This is a genomic window from Streptomyces bauhiniae (assembly GCF_004784475.1).
In the GTDB taxonomy this organism is placed as follows: domain Bacteria; phylum Actinomycetota; class Actinomycetes; order Streptomycetales; family Streptomycetaceae; genus Streptomyces; species Streptomyces seoulensis.
In genome coordinates this window covers 278,058-296,849 of sequence record NZ_SRRT01000005.1, presented here as the reverse complement: position 1 = coordinate 296,849, position 18,792 = coordinate 278,058, and the positions used below count along the sequence as shown (strand labels likewise).

General features: G+C 70.9%; 17 protein-coding genes and 2 pseudogenes. 14 read left to right on the top strand and 5 right to left on the bottom strand.

Features of this window, described 5'->3' with window-relative positions:
• Window positions 1–13: 13 nt before the first annotated feature.
• The 10 genes from E5083_RS18230 to E5083_RS18185 are packed head-to-tail and all read left to right on the top strand — an operon-like array spanning window position 14 to window position 12,005.
• Window positions 14–1,687, top strand: coding sequence for a class I adenylate-forming enzyme family protein (locus E5083_RS18230; protein ID WP_135786760.1), 1,674 nt, complete (start codon window positions 14–16; stop codon window positions 1,685–1,687).
• Window positions 1,684–2,307 (top strand): mycothiol-dependent nitroreductase Rv2466c family protein, encoded by a 624-nt coding sequence (locus E5083_RS18225; protein WP_135786759.1) that lies wholly within the window; start codon window positions 1,684–1,686, stop codon window positions 2,305–2,307. Before E5083_RS18230 ends, E5083_RS18225 begins: the two co-directional genes overlap by 4 nt.
• A 45-nt stretch (window positions 2,308–2,352) precedes the next feature.
• Window positions 2,353–2,769 (top strand): hypothetical protein, encoded by a 417-nt coding sequence (locus E5083_RS18220; RefSeq protein WP_135786758.1) that lies wholly within the window; start codon window positions 2,353–2,355, stop codon window positions 2,767–2,769.
• Window positions 2,766–4,007: an MFS transporter gene (locus E5083_RS18215; RefSeq protein ID WP_135786757.1), complete on the top strand. Its 1,242-nt coding sequence runs from the start codon at window positions 2,766–2,768 to the stop codon at window positions 4,005–4,007. The genes E5083_RS18220 and E5083_RS18215 overlap by 4 nt, the downstream gene beginning before the upstream one ends.
• Window positions 4,004–5,218: an ATP-grasp domain-containing protein gene (locus E5083_RS18210; protein WP_244317548.1), complete on the top strand. Its 1,215-nt coding sequence runs from the start codon at window positions 4,004–4,006 to the stop codon at window positions 5,216–5,218. Before E5083_RS18215 ends, E5083_RS18210 begins: the two co-directional genes overlap by 4 nt.
• Window positions 5,215–6,162 carry a PLP-dependent cysteine synthase family protein gene (locus E5083_RS18205; protein WP_135786756.1) on the top strand — a complete coding sequence of 316 codons (948 nt, stop codon included), beginning with the start codon at window positions 5,215–5,217 and terminating at the stop codon, window positions 6,160–6,162. The genes E5083_RS18210 and E5083_RS18205 overlap by 4 nt, the downstream gene beginning before the upstream one ends.
• Window positions 6,159–7,427 (top strand): MFS transporter, encoded by a 1,269-nt coding sequence (locus E5083_RS18200; RefSeq protein WP_135786755.1) that lies wholly within the window; start codon window positions 6,159–6,161, stop codon window positions 7,425–7,427. Before E5083_RS18205 ends, E5083_RS18200 begins: the two co-directional genes overlap by 4 nt.
• A 33-nt stretch (window positions 7,428–7,460) precedes the next feature.
• Window positions 7,461–9,965, top strand: coding sequence for an ATP-grasp domain-containing protein (locus E5083_RS18195; protein ID WP_135786754.1), 2,505 nt, complete (start codon window positions 7,461–7,463; stop codon window positions 9,963–9,965).
• On the top strand, window positions 9,962–10,735 hold the full coding sequence (locus tag E5083_RS32035) for an ATP-grasp domain-containing protein (protein WP_135786753.1): 774 nt from the start codon (window positions 9,962–9,964) through the stop codon (window positions 10,733–10,735). The genes E5083_RS18195 and E5083_RS32035 overlap by 4 nt, the downstream gene beginning before the upstream one ends.
• Window position 10,736: 1 nt before the next feature.
• Window positions 10,737–12,005 carry an ATP-grasp domain-containing protein gene (locus tag E5083_RS18185; RefSeq protein ID WP_135786752.1) on the top strand — a complete coding sequence of 423 codons (1,269 nt, stop codon included), beginning with the start codon at window positions 10,737–10,739 and terminating at the stop codon, window positions 12,003–12,005.
• Between the two features lie 76 nt (window positions 12,006–12,081).
• Here the strand turns inward: E5083_RS18185 and E5083_RS18180 are convergent, their stop codons facing one another.
• Both E5083_RS18180 and E5083_RS18175 read right to left on the bottom strand, forming a co-directional pair.
• On the bottom strand, window positions 12,082–12,543 hold the full coding sequence (locus E5083_RS18180; RefSeq protein ID WP_135786751.1) for a helix-turn-helix domain-containing protein: 462 nt from the start codon (window positions 12,541–12,543) through the stop codon (window positions 12,082–12,084).
• Between the two features lie 96 nt (window positions 12,544–12,639).
• Complete coding sequence (locus E5083_RS18175; protein ID WP_135786750.1) at window positions 12,640–12,900, bottom strand: hypothetical protein; 261 nt, start codon at window positions 12,898–12,900, stop codon at window positions 12,640–12,642.
• 59 nt (window positions 12,901–12,959) lie between these two features.
• Here E5083_RS18175 and E5083_RS18170 point away from each other — a divergent pair, with 59 nt between their 5' ends.
• Window positions 12,960–13,442, top strand: a complete 483-nt coding sequence (locus E5083_RS18170; protein ID WP_135786749.1) for an isocitrate lyase/phosphoenolpyruvate mutase family protein — start codon at window positions 12,960–12,962, stop codon at window positions 13,440–13,442.
• Window positions 13,443–13,473: 31 nt separating this feature from the next.
• Here the strand turns inward: E5083_RS18170 and E5083_RS18165 are convergent, their stop codons facing one another.
• Window positions 13,474–14,142: a TRM11 family SAM-dependent methyltransferase gene (locus E5083_RS18165; RefSeq protein WP_244317578.1), complete on the bottom strand. Its 669-nt coding sequence runs from the start codon at window positions 14,140–14,142 to the stop codon at window positions 13,474–13,476.
• 169 nt (window positions 14,143–14,311) lie between these two features.
• Window positions 14,312–14,500 (bottom strand): annotated as a pseudogene (locus tag E5083_RS18160) (DNA-binding protein); the annotation flags it as partial.
• Between the two features lie 847 nt (window positions 14,501–15,347).
• Here E5083_RS18160 and E5083_RS18150 point away from each other — a divergent pair.
• Window positions 15,348–16,018: pseudogene (locus E5083_RS18150) on the top strand (transposase); the annotation flags it as partial.
• 144 nt (window positions 16,019–16,162) lie between these two features.
• Here E5083_RS18150 and E5083_RS18145 read toward each other — a convergent pair.
• A complete protein-coding gene (locus E5083_RS18145) occupies window positions 16,163–16,609 on the bottom strand; it encodes a hypothetical protein (protein ID WP_208754080.1) in 447 nt (148 codons plus the stop codon).
• 512 nt (window positions 16,610–17,121) lie between these two features.
• Here E5083_RS18145 and E5083_RS18140 point away from each other — a divergent pair.
• Window positions 17,122–17,388: a GlsB/YeaQ/YmgE family stress response membrane protein gene (locus tag E5083_RS18140; protein ID WP_135786747.1), complete on the top strand. Its 267-nt coding sequence runs from the start codon at window positions 17,122–17,124 to the stop codon at window positions 17,386–17,388.
• 221 nt (window positions 17,389–17,609) lie between these two features.
• The gene (locus E5083_RS18135; RefSeq protein WP_135786746.1) at window positions 17,610–18,767 is read left to right on the top strand and encodes a PP2C family protein-serine/threonine phosphatase; all 1,158 of its coding nucleotides are present in this window, start codon (window positions 17,610–17,612) and stop codon (window positions 18,765–18,767) included.
• Window positions 18,768–18,792: the final 25 nt, after the last annotated feature.

Sequence of the window (18,792 nt, the reverse complement as noted above, 5' to 3'; positions counted from 1 at the left end):
GAAGACGCAGCCCATGGCAACGTTCGCCGCGACCGTCCTCGACCCGACGCAGCGTGAGGAGCTGGCCGCCGACATCACGGTGGGCGGTGGCAACCTCCTGCGGTCGGCCGTCGCCGCCAACCCCCACCCCGAGCTGCCGTTCGTCCACTCCTACCGGGCGATCACCACCACCTCGGGCGAGGAGACCCACGATCTCAGCCTGAACGACATCGACGCGCTCGCGCAGAGCTGGTCGGCGTACTACCTGGCCCAGGGCGTGTCCCGGGGCGACCGGGTCGCAGTCTGGTTCGAGGACTCCTTCGCGTACTCGGTGCACTACTACGCCATCGCGCAGATCGGCGCGGTCGCCGTGCTGATCAACAGCAACGCCACCGGCCCGATCGCCCAGTCGCTGCTGGAGCAGACCGCCCCCGTCGGTCTGTACGCGGACCGGGAGCGGCTCGCCCTGATCGACACCGCGCGCCTGCCCAGCATCGCCTGGACCCGCACGGCCGAAGAGGTGCCCGCGCCGCCGGCCGAGCGGCTCGCCTACGCCGACTACTGGAAGCACCACGCGGACGACCCGGTCGTCATCCTGCACTCCTCCGGCACCACCGGTCGCCCCAAGCCGACCATCCACACCCACAGCACCATCGTGGCCGGTCCCAAGTTCCGTCTGGTGGACCACACCGAGACGCCCGGCGCGCTGATGATGACCGCGCTGCCCCAGTCCCACCTGGGATGCGTCGCCTACACCACGTACGCGGTGCTCGGCGGTACGCCGATCGTGGCGCTCAGCGACCGCAAGGGCGACGAACTGGCCGCCGCCGTGGAGAAGTACCGGCCGACCTCGGTGATGTCCTTCGCGCACGGCTACGCCGAGCTGGCCTCCGCCGATCTGAAGCCGGGCCAGCTCGACTCCGTGCAGGTGTGGGTGTCGATCGGCGACGCGGTCCACCGCGCGCACATCGACAAGGTGCTGTCGAACCGCAGCGCCGCCCTTCCCCCGTCGGCGTTCTTCGACCGCCTGGGCACCACCGAGCTGGGCTGGGGCTGTCTCCTCCAGGTCCACACCGTGGACAACAAGCCGAAGGATCGCTGCGCCGGCAAGCCGGTCGGCGTCGCCGACGTGGCGATCCTGCGCCCCGACGGCTCGATCGCCGACACCGGCGAGGTCGGCTATCTGGCGGCCCGGGGCCCGGCGGTGACGCCCGGCTACTGGGGCGACTCGGCCACCACGTACTCCTTCAAGCTGTCCGGCTACTGGATGCCCGGCGACATGGCGTACCGGGACGAGAACGGCGACTTCTACCTCGTGGACCGGGCGGCCGACGCCATCCACACCCCCGGCGGGACCGGTTACTCGGTCTTCATGGAGGAGGTCGTGCTGCTCCAGGTGCCCGACGTCGAGGACGTCGCGGTGGTGGCCGGCCGGGACGGCGACGCCGTCGTGCCGGTCGCGGTGGTCACCTCCGAGTCCGCGGACGCGGCGAAGCTGCTGCTCCTCGCCAACGAGGCGCTGCGCGCCGCCGGTCACCCGGAGCTCGGTTTCCTGGAGATCGCCGCCTCGGAGGAGGACTTCCCGGTCGGGGTCACCGGAAAGGTGCTGAAGCGTCAACTCCGGCAGAAGTACGCTGCATTGTCCGAGTACCGTCAGTCGGCGGAGGGCAAGTCCTTCGCCGCCGTCATCACCGGAGACACCGCGTGAGCGACAGCACCACCCAGACCGCGAAGGTCGACTTCTACTTCGACCCCGCGTGCCCCTTCGCGTGGATCACCTCCCGCTGGATGCTGGAGGTGGAGGCGCTGCGCGAGATCGAACTGCGCTTCCACGTGATGAGCCTCTACTTCCACAACGAGGGCAACGAACTCCCGGACTGGTACCGCACGCTGGTCGACAAGTCCATCGGCCCGGTCCGGGTGGCCGCGGCGGCGGCCGACCGGCACGGCCCCGAGGTGCTGCGGGACCTGTACACCGCATACGGGATCCGCATCCACGAGAAGAAGATGATGGACTTCGACGAAGTCGTCGCCGAATCCCTCGCCGAGCTGGGCCTGCCCGCCGAACTGGCCGCCGCGGCCCACGACCCGGCGTACGACGAGGCCGTGCGGACCAGCCACGACGCCGGCCATGACCCCGAGGCCGGCGGGTACGTCGGCACGCCGACGATCCACGTGGACGGCACGGCCTGGTTCGGGCCGGTGCTCCGCGCCATCCCGCGCGGGGAGAGGGCCGCCGAACTCTTCGACAGCTTCCGGGTGCTCGCCAACCACCCCGACCTGTTCGAGCTGAAGCGCACCCGCACCGGCGGCCTCGACTACAGCTAGCCCGGCTCGCGGAACCCCTGTGCGAACGGACGGACACACAGACTGATGGACACACAGACGGCACCCGGGCCGCGGCCGGACGCCTTCATACTCACCGGGTCGTTCCTCGTGGTCTGCCGGGCGCCGCTCTACCTGGCGGAACTGGCCCGCCGCGGCCTGAAGATCCTGCTGATCACCCCCTCCTACCGGCGCGAGGACGCCCTCGCCGCCGCCAAGGACCCCGACCACCCCGCGTACGTGATCGACGAGGCCGCCTTCGTCGACGGCGACGTCAGCCGCGACAACTCCTACCTGCCCGGGGTCCTCTCGGTCGCTCCCGGCGCCACCGTCCACTCCGTCACCAGCTCCTGGGAGCGGGCCGGACTCGTCGTCACCACCGGCGCGGACGCCGTCGAGGCGGGCCGCCGGGCGGAATACGCCCTGTCCCTGATCGACGTGCGCACCGGGGGCGGTGCGCGATGAAACTGCCCTCCCCGAGGGAGTACATACCGGCCACCGCGGCCGGGCGCTCCTTCGCCGTCACCTCGCTGATCAACGCCATTGGCACCGGCCTGTACCTGGCCGGCTCGGCGGTGTTCTTCGTCCGCTCCGTCGGACTGACGGCCGCCCAGGTCGGCCTGGGGCTCGCGGTGTCCGGCGTCGTCGGCTTCCTCACCACCGTGCCCATCGGCGCGCTCGCCGACCGGTTCGGCGCCAGGCCCACCCTGGTGGTGCTCCAGTTGTGGCGGGCCGGCGGGTTCGTCGCCCTGGCCTTCGCCGAGGGCATGGTGAGCTTCACCGTGGTGTCCTGCTGCCTGGCGGCGGCGGAGGCCGCCACCCAGCCGATGACCCAGGCCGTCGCCTCGGCCACCACCGAGGGGACCGACCGCACCCGCACCATGGCGATCGTCCGCACCGTGGGCTTCTCGCTGGGCGCCCTGCTGGCCGCGCCGTTGCTGGCCGCCGACCGGGTCTGGACCTACCGCGGCATCGTGCTCGGCACCGCCGCGGCGTTCGTGCTGTCCGCCGCGATGCTATCCCGGGTCCGCACCGTCACCGCGGCCACCGTCCAGAAGAAGGTCAACCCGCTCGCCGCGCTGCGCGACTTCCGGGACTGGCGGTACCTGCTGCTGACCGCGCTCAACGGCGTGCTCAACCTGCACACCACCATCTTGTTGGTCGGCCTGTCGCTGTGGGCGCTCCAGGCCACCGAGGTGCCGGTCGGGTTCCTGCCGGTGCTGATCCTGATCAACACCCTCATGTCGATCGTGCTCCAGGTGTCGATCTCCCGGCTGGTGGACCGCGAGGGCGGGGCCGAACGCGCCCTGCGCCTGGGCGGGCTGGCGCTGACCGCCTGCTGCCTGGCGCTCGCCGTGGCCGGAGCCCCGTCCTCGGCGGCGGTCGCCGGGGCGGTCCTGCTGGCGGCCTGCGTGCTGCTGACCTTCGGTGAGATGTGGCAGGCCGTCGGCAGCTGGGAGCTGAGCTACGACTTCGCCCCCGAGGACCGCAAGGGCGTCTATCTGTCGGTGTTCAGCCTCGGCAACACCGGCCGGCGGATCGTCGGCCCGGCGCTGATCACCGGCGGGGTCCTCGCAGCCGGCCCGGCCGGCTGGATCGCTCTCGGGGCGGTCTTCGGCGTCGCCGGGCTGCTGGTCACGCCCGTCACCCGCATGCTGTGCGGCGTCGCGCCGGCATCCGTCGAGAAGGAGATGGCGTCGTGAGCGCCCCCAAGGACCTGTTGGTGGTCGGCGTCGGCACGATGGGCCGCCCCTACCTGGAGGCGGCGGCCCGGCTCGGCCTGCGGGTGCGCGCCGTGGAGGCCGCGGCCGGCTGGGAGAACCGGCCGGTCGACCTCGCCGAGCGCTTCCACCGGGTCGACGGTCACGAGGAGGAGGACTGGACGGCGGCCGTCGCCCGGGCCGTCGCCGACCGCGCGCCCGACGGGGTGGTCTCCTTCGCCGAACCGCACGTACTGGCCGGCGCGCTGGCACAGGAGCGTCTGGGCCTGCAGGGACCGTCGTTGCACGCTGCGGTGGTCTCCCGCAACAAGGCGTTGCAGCGCGCCGTCTTCGCCGCCCACGGAGTCCGGCAGCCCGAGCACCTGCTCGTGCCGGACGTGGCCGAGGCCCGGTCCTGGATGCTGGAACGGCTGCCCGTGGTGGTCAAGCCCCTCACCCGGGCCGGCAGCGAGGGCGTCGAGCTGGTCCGCACTGCCGAGGAGGCCGCCGAGATCGTCGCCCGCCGCTCGGGCGAGGGCAAGGTCCTGGTCGAAGAGGCCGTCCAGGGACCGGAGTTCAGTGTGGAGGCGCTGGTCCGCGACAGCGAGGTGCTCTTCGAGAACGTCACCGCCAAGGACACCACCCCGCCGCCGTACTTCGTCGAGCTCACCCACCGCTGCGCCCATCGCTTCGAGGACGACGAACTGGCCTCCCAGGTCCGTGCGTTGACCCACGGCGTGCTGAACGCCATCGGCATGCGGACCGGCCTGGTGCACTTGGAGTTCAAGGTAGGCCGGAGCGGTCCGGCGCTGATGGAGATCGCCGTGCGCACCCCGGGCGACTACCTGCCCGACGCGGTCGGCCTCGCCTACGGCTTCGACTTGTACGAGGCCGTGATCAGGCTGGCGCTCGGAATGCCCGTGGACAAGCTGATCCACACCGATCCGGTCTCCTGGCCCGCCACCCACTTCCCGACCGCGGCCCCCGGCACGATCACCGGGATCTCGGGCGTCGAGGAGGTCCTGGCCCACCCGTCGGTCGTCCGGGTCCGGCTGCGCAAGAAGCCCGGCGACACCGTCCTGCCGCTGACGTCGTCCTCCCGGCGGATGGGCCATGTCCTCGTCGACGCGCCCTCCCCGACCGAACGCGAGGACGCGCTGAAGCACGTACGGGAAACCCTGAACATCACCACCGAGCCGCGAGGTATCCGATGACCAACCCACTGCCCGCGGGGGTGGCCGCCTCCTTCGAGGACCTGGTCGGCAACACCCCTCTGCTGCACCTGCGCATGGACGGCGTCCCACCGGACGTGACCGTACTGGCGAAGCTGGAGGCGGCGAACCCGCTGTCCAGCGTCAAGGATCGCCCCGCGTTGTACATGGTCCGTGCCGCCGAGGCATCCGGCGAGCTGGTGCCCGGGGCCACCGTCATCGAGTCCACCTCCGGCAACACCGGCATCGCGCTGGCCGCCCTGGCCGCCGCCCGCCGCCACCCGTGCGTGATCGTGCTTCCCCACAACGCCTCCGCGGAACGGGTCATGACCCTGCGGATGCTCGGCGCCGACGTCGAGTTCACCGACCCGGTACTGGGGTTCGCCGGCTGCGTCGAACGCGCCGAGAAGCTGCACGCCGAGATCGACGGCTCCTGGTACGCCCGGCAGCACGAGAACCCGGCCAACGTCCGGGCCCACTACGAGACCACCGGGCCGGAGATCTGGCGCGACACCGGCGGGCGGGTCGACGTGCTGGTCTGCGGGGTCGGCACCGGCGGCACGCTCACCGGGATCGCCCACTGTCTGCGCGAGCGCAACCCCGCGCTGCGCGTCGTCGCCGTCGAGCCGGAAGGCTCCCCGCTACTGTCCGGCGGCCCGCCCGGCCCGCACCGCATACCCGGCCTGAACGGCGGCTTCCTCAGTCCCGTCACCGATGTCGACTGCATCGACGAGGTCGTCATGGTCTCCGACGCGGACGCCGCCGCCGCGACCCGCGCCCTGGCCGCCGGCAGCGGCCTGCTGGTCGGTGTATCCTCCGGCGCCGCCGCGCACGCCTGCCGGGAACTGACGCGCCGTCACGATCTGTCCGGGGCGACCGTCGTCACCATCCTCCCCGACAGCGGCGAGCGCTACCTGAGCTGGTGGCCCGCGGAGGAGGAACGGTGAAATTCAGCGAACTGCACCGCAACCTCAAGCTGCGCATCGGCGTCGGCTTCTTCCAGCGGTTCTTCGACATCATGCTCGTCCCGCTGATGGTCATCCACTTTTCGCGCCTGTACGACGCGGCCACCGCCGGCCTGATGACCCTGGTCGTGGCGGTCGCGACGGTGGGCTGCAACCTCGTCGGCGGACATCTGTCCGACGTGTACGGCCGCCGCAAGGTGCTGATGGCCGGAGAGGCCGGCGTCTTCCTCGCGTACATCGGCCTCGCCCTGGTCAACTCGCCGCTGCTGCAGTCGGGTCCGGCGACCTACGCGCTCTATCTGTGCGCGGCCTGCATGGCGGGCATCGCGCTGCCCGCCAACGAGGCGATGATCGTCGACGTCTCCACCCCGGAGAGCCGCACCGCCGTGTACACGATCAACTACTGGGTGATCAACGTGGCCTTCATGCTCGGCTCGCTGGTCGGCGGCTTCTTCTACGAGGGCTACTTCGTCCACCTGCTGACCGCGGCCGCGCTCGCCACCGGCGGGATCTTCCTGGTGACCTTCCTGGCGCTGGCCGAGACCGCGCCGCCCCAGGCCGCGCTGAACCCCCGCGGAGTACGGCCGGCTCTGCTGGGCTATCTCGCCGTGACCCGGGACCGGGTGTTCCTGCGGCTCGTCCTGGCGGCCCTGCTGGTCTGGTCCGTGGAGGTCCAGATCTCCTCCTACCTCGCGGTCCGGCTCAGCTCCGACTTCCCCGAGCAGCGGCTGCTCTCGCTGGGCTCCTGGCAGGTGACCGTCGACGGCGTGAACGTCCTGGGCATCCTGCGGGCCACCAACACCCTGCTCGTCGTGGTCTGCGGCCTGTGGGTGGGCAAGCTGCTCGGGCGCCTCGACGAACGGGCGCGCCTGGTGGCCGGAGTGGTGATCTTCACCGCTGGCTACATGGCGTGGGCCCTCGGCGACAACGCCTGGCTGATGATCGCGGCGGCCGTCGTGGTTACGCTGGGGGAGCTGATGAACCAGCCCGTCAACCAGACCCTGGTGGCCGCCCTCGTGCCGGCCGACTCCCGCACCAAGTACATGGCCGCCTACGGACTGCACGTGCGGCTCGGCTACATGGTCGGCTCCCTCTCGGTGATCCTCGGCTCGGTCGTCGACTCCTGGGTCATGGCCCTGCTCTACGCGGCCTTCGGAGCGGCCGCGATCCAGCTCTACCGGGGTTTGTTCAGGATCCAGGACGCCCGCGCCACCGCCGAGGAGCCGAAGGCCGAGGCCGACGCATGACCCCCGCACCCGCCACGAAAGGGAGGGCCGTCCGTGACTGAGCACGCGGCACCCGCGAACAACCGGCTGCTGATGGTGCAGCCGTACACCCAGTTCGTCGAGAAGGCGGTCGCCCTCGGCTTCGAGGTCTGGTCGATCTGGGACCCGACGCTCCAGCCTGCTTCGTATCTGCAAGGCGTGGAGAAGGTCTCCACACAGATGCTGTGGGTGGACTTCTCCGACGAGGCCGCGCTGCGCCGCATGGTCCGCGAGACCGCCCTCGCCCATGACGTCGGCTGCCTGCTCCACTTGGGGGAGGAGGCCACCATGGTGGCCGTCGCCGAGGAGGCCCAGGCCCTCGGCCTCGCCCTCAACCCGCCGGAGGCGCTCCGGCGGGTCAACGACAAGGCGGTGCTGCGCGAGCTGCTCGCCGAGCACGGCCTGTCCCCTGTACGCACCGCCGTCGCCGGCACCCCCGACGAGGTCGGCGCCGTCCTCGCCGGCTTCGAACTGCCCGCTGTACTGAAACCGACCCGGTTGCAGGGCAGTGCCGCGGTACGGCTGGTGACCGGCCCCGACGACCTCGACGCCTGGCGGCGGGAGCTGGCCGGCCACGCCTACCGGGGCCCGGTGCTGGTCGAGGAGTACCTGCGGGGACCGGAGTTCAGCGTCGAGACGCTCACCCACGACGGCCGCCATCGGGTGGTCGGCATCACGGCCAAGCGCAAGACGCCCGCTCCGGTGTTCGTGGAGACCGGCCACGTCTTTCCCGCGCCGCTGCCGGACACCGACGCCGAGGCGATCGGCGCCCTGGTCACCGCGGTGCTCGACGCGGCCGGATACCGGTTCGGCCCGGCGCACACCGAGGTCATCCTCACCGCCGACGGCCCCCGCGTGGTGGAGTCGCAGGCCCGGCTCGGCGGCGACCGGATCCCCGCCCTGATCCGGCTCGCCACCGGCTTCGACATCGAGGGCGCGATCTTCGACCTGCTGGTCGGCGGCACCGCCGAGCCCACCCCGGCCGAGCGTTCGGCGGCGATCTCGTTCTTCACGCTCCCGCCGGGCAGGATCACCCGCCTGGAGGGCCTCGCGGAGATCGACGCGCTCCCGCACGTGCACGGCGTCCGCTTCCCCTTCACCGAGGGCGACGTACTGCCCGAGACCCGGCACTCCGGCTCCCGGCACGGCCATATGATCGTGACCGGCCGCACCGCACAGGAGGCCGAACGCCTCGCCGCCGAGGCGAAGGCGCTGCTGCGGGTGGAGACCGGCTCCGCCGTCCTGAACGCCGTGCACAGCACGCCCGCCGCCCCGATGCTCCCCGAGCGGACCCTGCTCCTGATCGGGCACCAGACCGAACCGGTGCGCATTGCCAAGGAGCTGGGACTGGACGTGATCCTGATCCAGCACAAGGAGAAGTTCCAGCCCGAGCAGGCCGCGCTCGCCGACGTCACCCTGATCGCCGACTACACCGACTGGTCGGTGCTGGAGCCGCTCGCCCGGGCCGCCCACACGATCTGGAACTTCTCCGCCGCACTGTCGCTCACCGAACCCGGACTCGAACCCGCCGGCCGGATCAACGACCTGTTCGGCCTCGGCGGCACCGGCTTCGAGCCGGCCCGGCTGCTCCGCGACAAGCTCGCCATGCGCCGTCACCTCGCCGCCGTCGGCGCCCCCACGGTCGCCGCGGAGCCCCTCACCGACCGGGAGAGCCTGGCCGCGTTCGGCGCCGCCCACGGCTACCCGTTCGTGGCCAAGCCGGTGGACCTGACCGCCGGTTACGCGCTGTTCCGGGTCACCGGCCCGCAGGATGTCGACGAGGTGTGGGAGCGGGTCGGCGAGGCCCGCCGCACCGGCATGGACCGCGGCTCCACGATGTACGCGGTCACCGAGTTCCTGATGGAGCAGTACATCGACGGCCCCGAGTACAGCGTCGAGGGCTTCAGCTTCGCCGGGCGGCACACCGTGGTTGCCATCACCGAGAAGCTCACCGACGGCGGGCACTTCGTGGAGCTCGGACATGCCCAGCCGGCTCGGCTCGGCCCGGCCGACGAGGAACGTGTCGTCGCCGCCGTCGGCGACTTCCTCGACGCGATCGGCGTCACCGACGGCCCCAGCCACACCGAGCTGCGGCTCAGCTCGCGCGGCCCCCTGATCATCGAGGGCCACAACAGGCTGGGCGGCGACCACATCCCGGACCTGGTCGAAGCCGCGTACGGCGTCGACCTCACCCGCTACGCGCTCGCCTGGCCGTTCGGCCTGGTGGAGCCGATGACCGAGCGCCCGAGGCCGATCGCGGCGGGCTGCGTGCGCGGCATCCTCGGCCGGCCCGGCCGGGTCACCGCAATCACCGGCGCGGACGAGTTGCGCGCCCACCCGTCGGTGCTCGCCCTCGATCTGGCGGCCAGGACCGGTTCGGTGATCCGGCCGATCCAGGACAACTGGGACCGGCTCGGCCTGCTGGCCGTCACCGCCGCCGACACCGACACGGCCGTCGCGCTCTGCGAGGAACTGCTCGACACCGTGCTGACCGTGGCGATCGAGGACGAGACGCGATGACCCTCGTCGTCCTGGACCCGGACGGCCGGCACACGGCCGAGTGCCCCGGCTGGCTCGCCGACGCCGGGGACGAACTGCACCTGATCACCGGCCGGACGGGCGTCCACCCGGGCTTCGCCCGCGTGACGGTCGTGGACCGGTACGACCGCGGCACCGCCGCCGAACTGGCCGTGCTCGACACCGCCGCGCGCACGCAGGTCCGCGCGGTGATCGCCCTCGCACCGGTGGACCAGGTGCGCGCGGCGGGCCTGCGCGAACGGCTCGGCCTGCCCGGTCAGTCCCGGGAGGCCGCGCTGACCCTCGCCGACTCGGTGGCGGCGCACACGCTGCTGACCCGGGCCGGGATCGCCACGACCCCCCGGGCGGAGGTACGGCGGGTCGCCGACCTGTACTGGTGGGCGCACCGGTGGGGCTACCCGCTGGCGGTCCGGCCGCGCCGCGGCCCGGACCGGCCGGTGATCGCCGAGCTGTCCGACGAGGCCACGCTGCGCGCCGCGGTGGCGGCCGGGCTGGTGCCCGTCGACCCGGCGCAGGTACCGAGCCTGACCGTCGAACCGGCGGTCACCGGCGAGGTGCGGCGCGAGGAGGGACTGCCGCTCGACGGCGTGCTGCCCGCCGACCCCGGACACCCGTACACGGTGGAGACCGTCCGCAACCCGGACGGCAGGCGGCTGGTGCACGCGCTGCGCTACGACCCCGAGGCGCGCCCGGCCCGCGAACTGGTGCGGGCCCAGGCCGGCGTCGGCGCGCGGTTCCCGGAGGTGATCTGAGATGGCCGTCCTCGTGCTGCACCACCGGGGTTCGCTCGCGGGCACCCCGTACCACGAATGGCTGTCGGACTACGAGGGCGATCTGCTGCTGATCGCCTCGCGCGAGCATCTGGCGCTGGTGTCGGAGCAGTTGCCGCCCGAGGGCGGCGCCTACCGGCGGACCGCCGCCGTGGACGCGTACGAGACCGGGGGCGACCTGGAGTCGCTCGCCCTGGAGTGGGCGCGCGAGCACGAGGTCGCGCATCTCGTCGCCTGCCAGGAGCGCGACCTGGAGCGGGCGGCCGAACTGCGCGACGTGCTCGGGCTGCCCGGGCAGCGGATGGACACCGTGCTTCCCTACCGGGACAAGGCGCTGATGAAGCGCCGGGTCTCGGCCGCGGGTCTGGCGGTGGCGCCCTGCCTGGAGGTGGAGAGCGCCGCCGAGCTGATCGGCTTCGCCGAACGGCACGGCTTCCCGCTGGTGCTCAAGCCGGTGGACAGCGCCGGCTCGGTCGGCCTGCGCATCCTGGAGTCCCGCGAGGAACTGGACGCGCACCTGGCCGACGGCCTCGACCTGTACGGACCGCACCTGCTGAACCTGCTCGCCGAGGCGTTCGTGCCGGGCCGGATGTGCCATGTGGACGGGCTGGTCGTGGACGGCCGGGTGGTGTTCGCCTGGCCCTCGCAGTACCAGTACACGCTGTCCTCGTACCGCACCGACACCGGCGGCCGGCTGGACCTGACCCTGGACACGGACGATCCGCTGACCGGCCGGCTGCTGGAGTTCACCGACCGGGCCCTGGCGGCGCTCGGCGGGCCGGAGGACTTCGCCTTCCACGCGGAGATCTTCCACACTCCCGACGACGAACTGGTCCTCTGCGAGATCGCCTGCCGCACCGGCGGCGCCGCGATCCGCGACATCGTCCGCCTGATGTTCGGAGTGGACCCCAGCGAGGCATGGGTGCGGGCGCAGCTCGGCCTGCCGCTGCCCGAGTGGCTCGGCGTGGAACGGCGCACACCGCAGCGGATGGTGGGACAGCTCGTGCTCATGAAACGTCCCGGTCGGGTGGTGCGGATCGCGGAGGATCCGCCGGACTTCTGCTGGGTCGAGAAGTACCAGGTGTTCGTCGGACCGGGCCAGACGATGGGGGAGGCAGCGTTCTCTGCCGACTTCCTGCTCACCGCGCTGGTCTCGGGCACGGACCGGGCGGAGTGCGAGGCACGGCTGCGGCTCCTGGAGGCGTGGTTCCTCGGGGAGCTGGTGCTGGAGCCGGCCGACGGGGCGGCCTGAGCCGTCGCCCGGTCGCCAGAGACGCGGCCCGGCCGGCACTGCGCGCCGGCCGGGCCGCACCCGTGTTCCCACCGGGTCAGGAGGGGCCGGGGCCGCTCCCCGGGGCGACCGTGCCGTTCTCCGGGGCGACCGTGCCGCTACCCCGGGAGACCGCAGCGCTCTCCCGGGTGGCCGCGGCATTGCTCTGAAGGCCCATCAGGTAGCCCAACTGGAGCCGGTGCTCGGCGCCGTGTTCCTCCTTGAGCCGGGCGACGTGCGCCTGAAGGGAGCGCAGGCTCAGGCCGAGCCTGCGGGCGATCTCCTTGTCCGACCTGCCTTCGATGAGCAGTTTCTGAATCGATCCGCGGATCGCCGGAATGACCTCGGGCGCCGCGTCCGCCGCTCGTACCGGGAGAAAGGGATACGACTCGGCCCGGTCCCAGGCGCGCTCAAAGATGTCGGCGAGAAAGTGCACCATCGCCGGGTGGGTGATCAGCACAGCCGAGGTCCGCGCCGCATTCGCGGGAATCAACGCGGCGCGCCGGTCCACGATGATCATCCGGTCGAAGAACTCCGCCAGCGTACGTACTTGAGCGCCGTACGCAGTGACCGCGCGGACGTACTCCTTCGTCGGTTCGTCGAATCGCGTGCTGTGCTAGTAGAGCGTCCGCATGGAGACGCCGGCCGAGATGCGGTCGCGTACCGTGCTCAGCGCCTCGGCCAGCACCGCGCTCGGGCGTGGCCCGTCGGGCTGGGCGGTGAGGATCTCGAACGTGACACTGCCGAGCAGATCATCGATCGCGTCGTTGATCTCGGGCAGCCCGTCGATGGTCTCGAAACCGATCCCACGTGCGGGAAACGCCGACTCGGACACCCGCACGGTCGCGGCCGGCGCGCGGCCGGCCCTGAGCGACACGGCCCGGGACAGGTCTCCCAGGGCTTCACCGACCCGGACGAGGGCCTCGCGGCGCGGACATCGAGGCCGGCTACGGCCTCGCCCCCACCGAGATCGTCGAGCGGCTGCTCGCCGCCGGAGCGGTCGGCTGCAACCTGGAGGACTCCATCGTCGGACGGCTCAAGGACGCCGAACAGCACGCGGAATGGCTCTCCGAGGTCAGCATCGCGGCCGGCGACCGGCTGGTGCTGAACGCACGGGTCGACACGTTCCTGTTCGGCGACCGCTCGGCGGAGACGGCGGTCAAGCGCGCCTGCCTGTACATCGACGCCGACGCGGACGTCGTCTACCCGATCCTGGCCCCCGAGGAGCTGCTCCCCGATCTGGCCAACGGCGTCAGCAAGCCGCTGAACGCCCTGTACCGCCCCGGCAACGCCTCGCCCAGCCGGCTCGGCTCCCTCGGCGCCGCCCGCGTCACCTTCGGTGGCGGCCTGCACCTGCAGGCCGCCACCGACGTCACCGACCTGGCCCAGAAGATCGGCCAGGCGTACGGCACGAGGTAGCTCCCAGGGCGGTGACGACTACTCGACATCCCTATTTGGTGGCCATCACCAAATACTCGTGTGACCGATTGGTCAGCATCGGGTCGTCACCGCCCGTGGGCCGGTCGTACAGATGAATACGCTCGTCGCCCAGCGTGAGGTGCCGTCCCAGCACCCGCGCCGCGTCCCAGGCGAGCGGCACGAACCGGTCGGCGATCCGCCGGTTCTGAACCGCGATCACGGCCCGCGCCCCCGGCCGCATGGTCTCCGCGATCGCCCCGAACGCCTCGTCCAGCGCGCCGAGATAGTCGTCGTAGTCGCGCAAGGCGTAGAACTGAGCCCCGTCGGTGGCGTCGGTGTTCAGATTGGTCCCGAAGTACGGCAGGTCGCACAGCACCAGATCGACCGAGCCCGCCTCCAGCGGCGGCTTCCGTGCATCGCCGCAGATCATCGTCTGCCCCGGATAGGAGACCAGCCGCTTACGGGCGTCCTCGGCCCGCTCCTCGTTCACCTCGATCCCGAACCCCCGCCGCCCCTCCACCGAGGCGGCCACGAGCGTGGTCCCCCACCCCGCGAACGGATCGAACACCAGCTCCCCGGGCTCACTCAGCTCCCGGATCAACGGCCGTAACTGACTGACCAGCCCCGCCTGCCCGGCCGCCTCGGGAAGCGCATGCTCAACATCGTCGCCCCCCAGTACAAGCCAACTACCGACCCCCACGGCCAATCACACATCCCCTCATGTCCCGGTAGCGGTCAACTCACCACTACACACCGGAAATCCCATGCTACTCAGCGAAAACATCCGCGCGCCTGATCTTCAAGAATCCGTACACACACTCGGGACCGGCCACGGCCAACCGCTGCCCCCGAAATCGTGGTTGCCTCTGTCAGACCTTGACCACGGTGACCCGTCCGCCGACGCACAGGGTGGTGAGGTCCTCCGGATCGGAGGTGAGGACGACGGACGGATCAGGGGCCACCAGAGCAGTGGCGCTGAGCATGACGTCGACGGCGTGCTCGTGGCCGGGCAGGCCGGCGTCGGTGAGAAGGGTCGCGACGTGCCGGGCGATGGGTTTGGCAGCTGCCGGTGGAGGAGCCCGACGCATTCGGCTGGGTCCTGGAGAAGAACCAATGGGAGTTGTACCTGGCCGCGGGGGAGACGCCCGAGGGGTCCTGGATCGTCTTCGACGCCAACAGGGAGGTTGAGCAGACCCTCAGATGGACCAAGCCCCCGGCTTCGCAGCTCGGAACCGACCGACCGGTGGACCTGGCCCGTGATCCCTACCGACGCCCGGCTCCGGCTCGCACACCCGCTTGCCACCGGCCTTCGCAAGCCCCGGGAAAGCCGACCGCGCCGAACAGGCTGGCACCCGCCCGCGTCCGCAGAGGGTTCAGAACCCGCATGCGGAGACCGGCTCTCCGGCCAACGCTCCTAAACCATCCCGCCCCGGGCCCGGGGCTCGACTTCGGGCCCGGGCGGCCAACCCGCCCGAGCCGCAGAACTCGGCCTGGACCGGGACTACCTCCGCAGCTTCAGACGCCGACCGGTTTACCGCGGCAAACCACGATCTAGCTCAGGCTCCCACCAGCCCGATCACGGAGCCGACGCCAGAGGTCAGGTTTATCGCGGTAAACCGGCAGCCCGAGCAGCCGCAGACCATGACCGCGGTAGAGGCGTCCGCTGGCTCGCCCACCGGTGATCTGCCCGCCCAGAATGCTGAAGCCCTACCGGACAACATCCCCGAGCCGCGGGATACTTCATCGCAAGACGCACCTACGGGCCGCCCTTGGCTGAAGCTGTTCCCGTACCACTACGGCGTGGCAGCTGCTCATCTACTCCTCCGCGGAATGCCGCCGGAGGAACGGGCCAAGGTGTGGGACATGCTGGGCAAAGACCATCAGACGCAGGCGGCACACGTCGCCCGCGAGGGCGGCGATGGGGTGCGCCGGGGCCGGCCCTGGAGTCTGCCGCTGGAGGATCGGGTGCTGTTGGTCGCGACCTAGTGGCGCACGAACTTGACGATGCGCCAGCTGGTTCTGCTGTTCGGCATCTCGAAGTCCGCAGCCGACCGGATCATCGATCAGCTCGGTCCGCTCCTCGCATCGCCGCCCCGGCTCTGCTTCGCGAAGGACGCTGTCCTCATTGTGGACGGCACCCTGGTACTCACATGCGACCACACGGTGGCCGAGCAGTCGAAGAACTATCGGTACTCCACCAGCCACCAAGTCGCCGTCGACGCCGACACCCGCCTGATCGTCGTGGTCGGCCGCCCCCTGCCAGGCAACCGCAACGACTGCAAAGCGTGGGCGGAGTCCGGCGCGAAGGCTGCCGTGGGCGAGACACTGACGATCGCCGACGGCGGCTACCCCGGAACCGGACTCGTGATGCCCCACCGCCGCCGCAAGGGCGAGGAGCTGCCTGCATGGAAGGAAGCGCACAACAAGTCCCACAAGCAGGTACGTGCCCGGGTCGAGCACGCTTTCGCCTGTTTGAAAGGCTGGAAGATCCTCCGCGACTGCCGACTCAAAGGCCTGGCGTCCATCACGCGATGCTCGGCATCGTCCGCCTGCACAACCTCGCCATCACCGGATAGACGGTGGAGGGCTCAGGTCGTCTGTCCGCCTGTGTTCATCAGTGGGGCCGGTGTGTGGCGGGGCCACGGTGCGCCCACCCGTTCCGAGGCGGCGGACCGAAACACTTCCGCCAGCGAGCTCCCCGGGTACGTGCCGAACTCCGGCTACTCCCAGCGGTAGTAGCAGGACCAGTTGCTCACCACACGTCGTTCCGTGCGGGCGAAAAACGCAGGATTCCGAGCGATGAACTCACCATAGAGTCCGCGCTGGACCGAGTCCGGGACACCGAGTCCGGGCAGCCCTCGGTAGATCGCCTCAAGGATCTCCACCACGTACTCACCGGCCAACTGCACGACGAACGGGACCACCCACGCCTCGTCCAGCCTCACGATCTGTTCGAGGGGACGCTGACGGACCCTGCCATCGCAGTGCCACGAGTACAGGCAGCGCAAGATCACTTGCTGGGTCCCGGCCAGTGAACGCACCACGTCGGCGTTCGGTTCATCCTGATAGATCCGCGCGGGGATGGTGGCGGTCTCACCCCACACCTCTACCTGGAACGGGTCCGCCGATGAGAGCCTGTGCTCCGGTACGACTGCCAGCATCTTCATCGGTGTCTCCTCATAAGGGTGGCCGGCGGTGCTTCGGGTGACGATCGCGGTACTACTGTCGGCAGTATCAACCTTGTGGCTGGGAAGGTCACGTGGAGTGGGACGGGTGCTTGCACTGGTCCTGCGTGCCTCGGTCGCGCACAGGGGAGGGCCAGCTCCAGCATCGCGGGGTGTCCGCTGGTGCGCTCGGTCTGTAGCCGCCCCGATGAGCATGGGTAGTGCAGCGGTCCAGCGCAATTGCCCCATCGGCCGGGAAAATCCCTGTCGGCCATTGGGGTGATCATGACGGCATCTGCTTGAGGCAGCCAGCGGCATGGCATGTCCAGGCTCCGCGCTTGCCGCGCACCGAATCGGGCGCCGGGCGGAGGATACGGGGCCGGGATGCCGTGTGGAGTGCTCTCGAGTGGATATTCGTATGTCGCCGGTCGTCCGTGCGGACCAGCCGGCGGGCAGCCCCGGCGGAATCCCCGCCGGGTCTTCCTCCAGTTCACCTAGAGCAAAGGAAGCACACCGTGGGCATCATCGCCTGGATCCTCATCGGCCTCATCGCGGGCGCCATCGCCAAGGCGCTCATGCCCGGCAAGGACCCGGGCGGCTGCCTCGTCACGATGCTCATCGGCATCGTCGGCGGTCTGCTCGGCGGCTGGCTCGGCAAGGTGATCTTCGGTGTGCACTCCATCAACGGCTTCTTCCACCTGTCGACCTGGATCGCCGCGGTCGTCGGCTCGGTGATCGTGCTCCTGCTGTACCGCCTCCTGATCGGGCGGCGTTCGCACTGACCGCTTCCACGTGGCCGGAGTCCTCAGGACTCCGTATCCGGACGGCGAAACGGAACGGCATCGGCCCCGGGGTTCGTCCCCGCGCCCGGTGCCGTTCGCCGTTTCCCGACGACGGCCGGACCGCCACCAGGCACTCCGGGTTGATCACGAGCGGTCACGGTGGAGTGGTTTTCCCGGTCCGCCTCACACGGAGAAGCAAAGAGTGTGCCCCCTTAAGGTATATGTCGGGCAAGGAGGCATTGGTGGAGAGGTTGCGACGCGTGTCCGGCAAGTCCCCCTGGGTCTTGGCGGCGTGCGTCCTCGCGGCCGGGGGGCTGCTCACCGCTTTCGCGCCGCGCCCGTACGTGGGGCTTCCCCTGCTGGCGGCGTCGCCGCTGATGGCCGGGGCGATGCTGTCGTTCCGGACGGCTCTGGGCTTCGCGTGCGTGGCGGTCGCCGCCTCGGTGGGCCTTGACCTCTATCGGGAGCGCCCGGCGTCAGCGCTCTGGGTGGATCTGGCCGTGATCGGCCTGATCGGGGCCCTCGCCCTGGCGGTGAACGCTCTGGTGGAGAGCCAACGGCGTGATCTCGCGCAGGCCCGAGGCATCGCGGAGGCGGTCCAGCGGGCCGTGCTGCCGCAACCCCCCGTGCGTGTCGGGCCCCTGGCTGTCGCTTCGGGCTATACCGCGGCCCAGGTCGAGGCGCAGATCGGCGGGGACCTGTTCGCGGTGCAGGACACCCCGTTCGGCGTCCGCATGATCATCGGGGACGTGCGCGGCAAGGGTCTTCAGGCCGTTGCCGCGGTTTCCGTGGCGATCGGCGCGTTCCGCCAGGAGGCCGAGTACGCCCCCGATCTGGCCGCCCTGGCGGAACGGCTCGACGACGCACTGGCCAGGGAGGCCGGCCGGGAACTGGCGCAGGACATCGCCACCGAGGACTTCGCAACGGCCCTGCTGGCGGAGGTCTCCGTGCGGGGCGACGTCGTGCGACTGCTCAACCGCGGCCATCCGGCACCGTACTTGGTGCACGAAGGACAGGTGACCCGGCTCGACGCGAGCGTTCCGCAGATGCCCTTGGGCATGGGCCTGACGGGACTCGTCCCGGGCCCGGACGGTGCGCAGGCCGACGTCCTCTCACTGCCGGTCGGAGCCCTGCTGCTCCTGGTCACCGACGGGGTAACCGAGGCGCGCAACAGCGAGGGTCTCTTCTACGACCCCTGCTCGTCCTGTCTCGTCGGGCGCAGCTTCGACAGTCCCGAGTCCCTGGTTCGCGCCCTCACCACGGATGTCCACCGCTGGACGGGAGGCGGGCAGCAGGACGACATGGCCATCCTCGCCGTCGCCCAGAAACCGGTCGCGCCGGACTGCCCGCGCGGAGCGGGGTCAGTCACGCGAGACTGACAAGGGCACCGAAGTCGGATGGTGA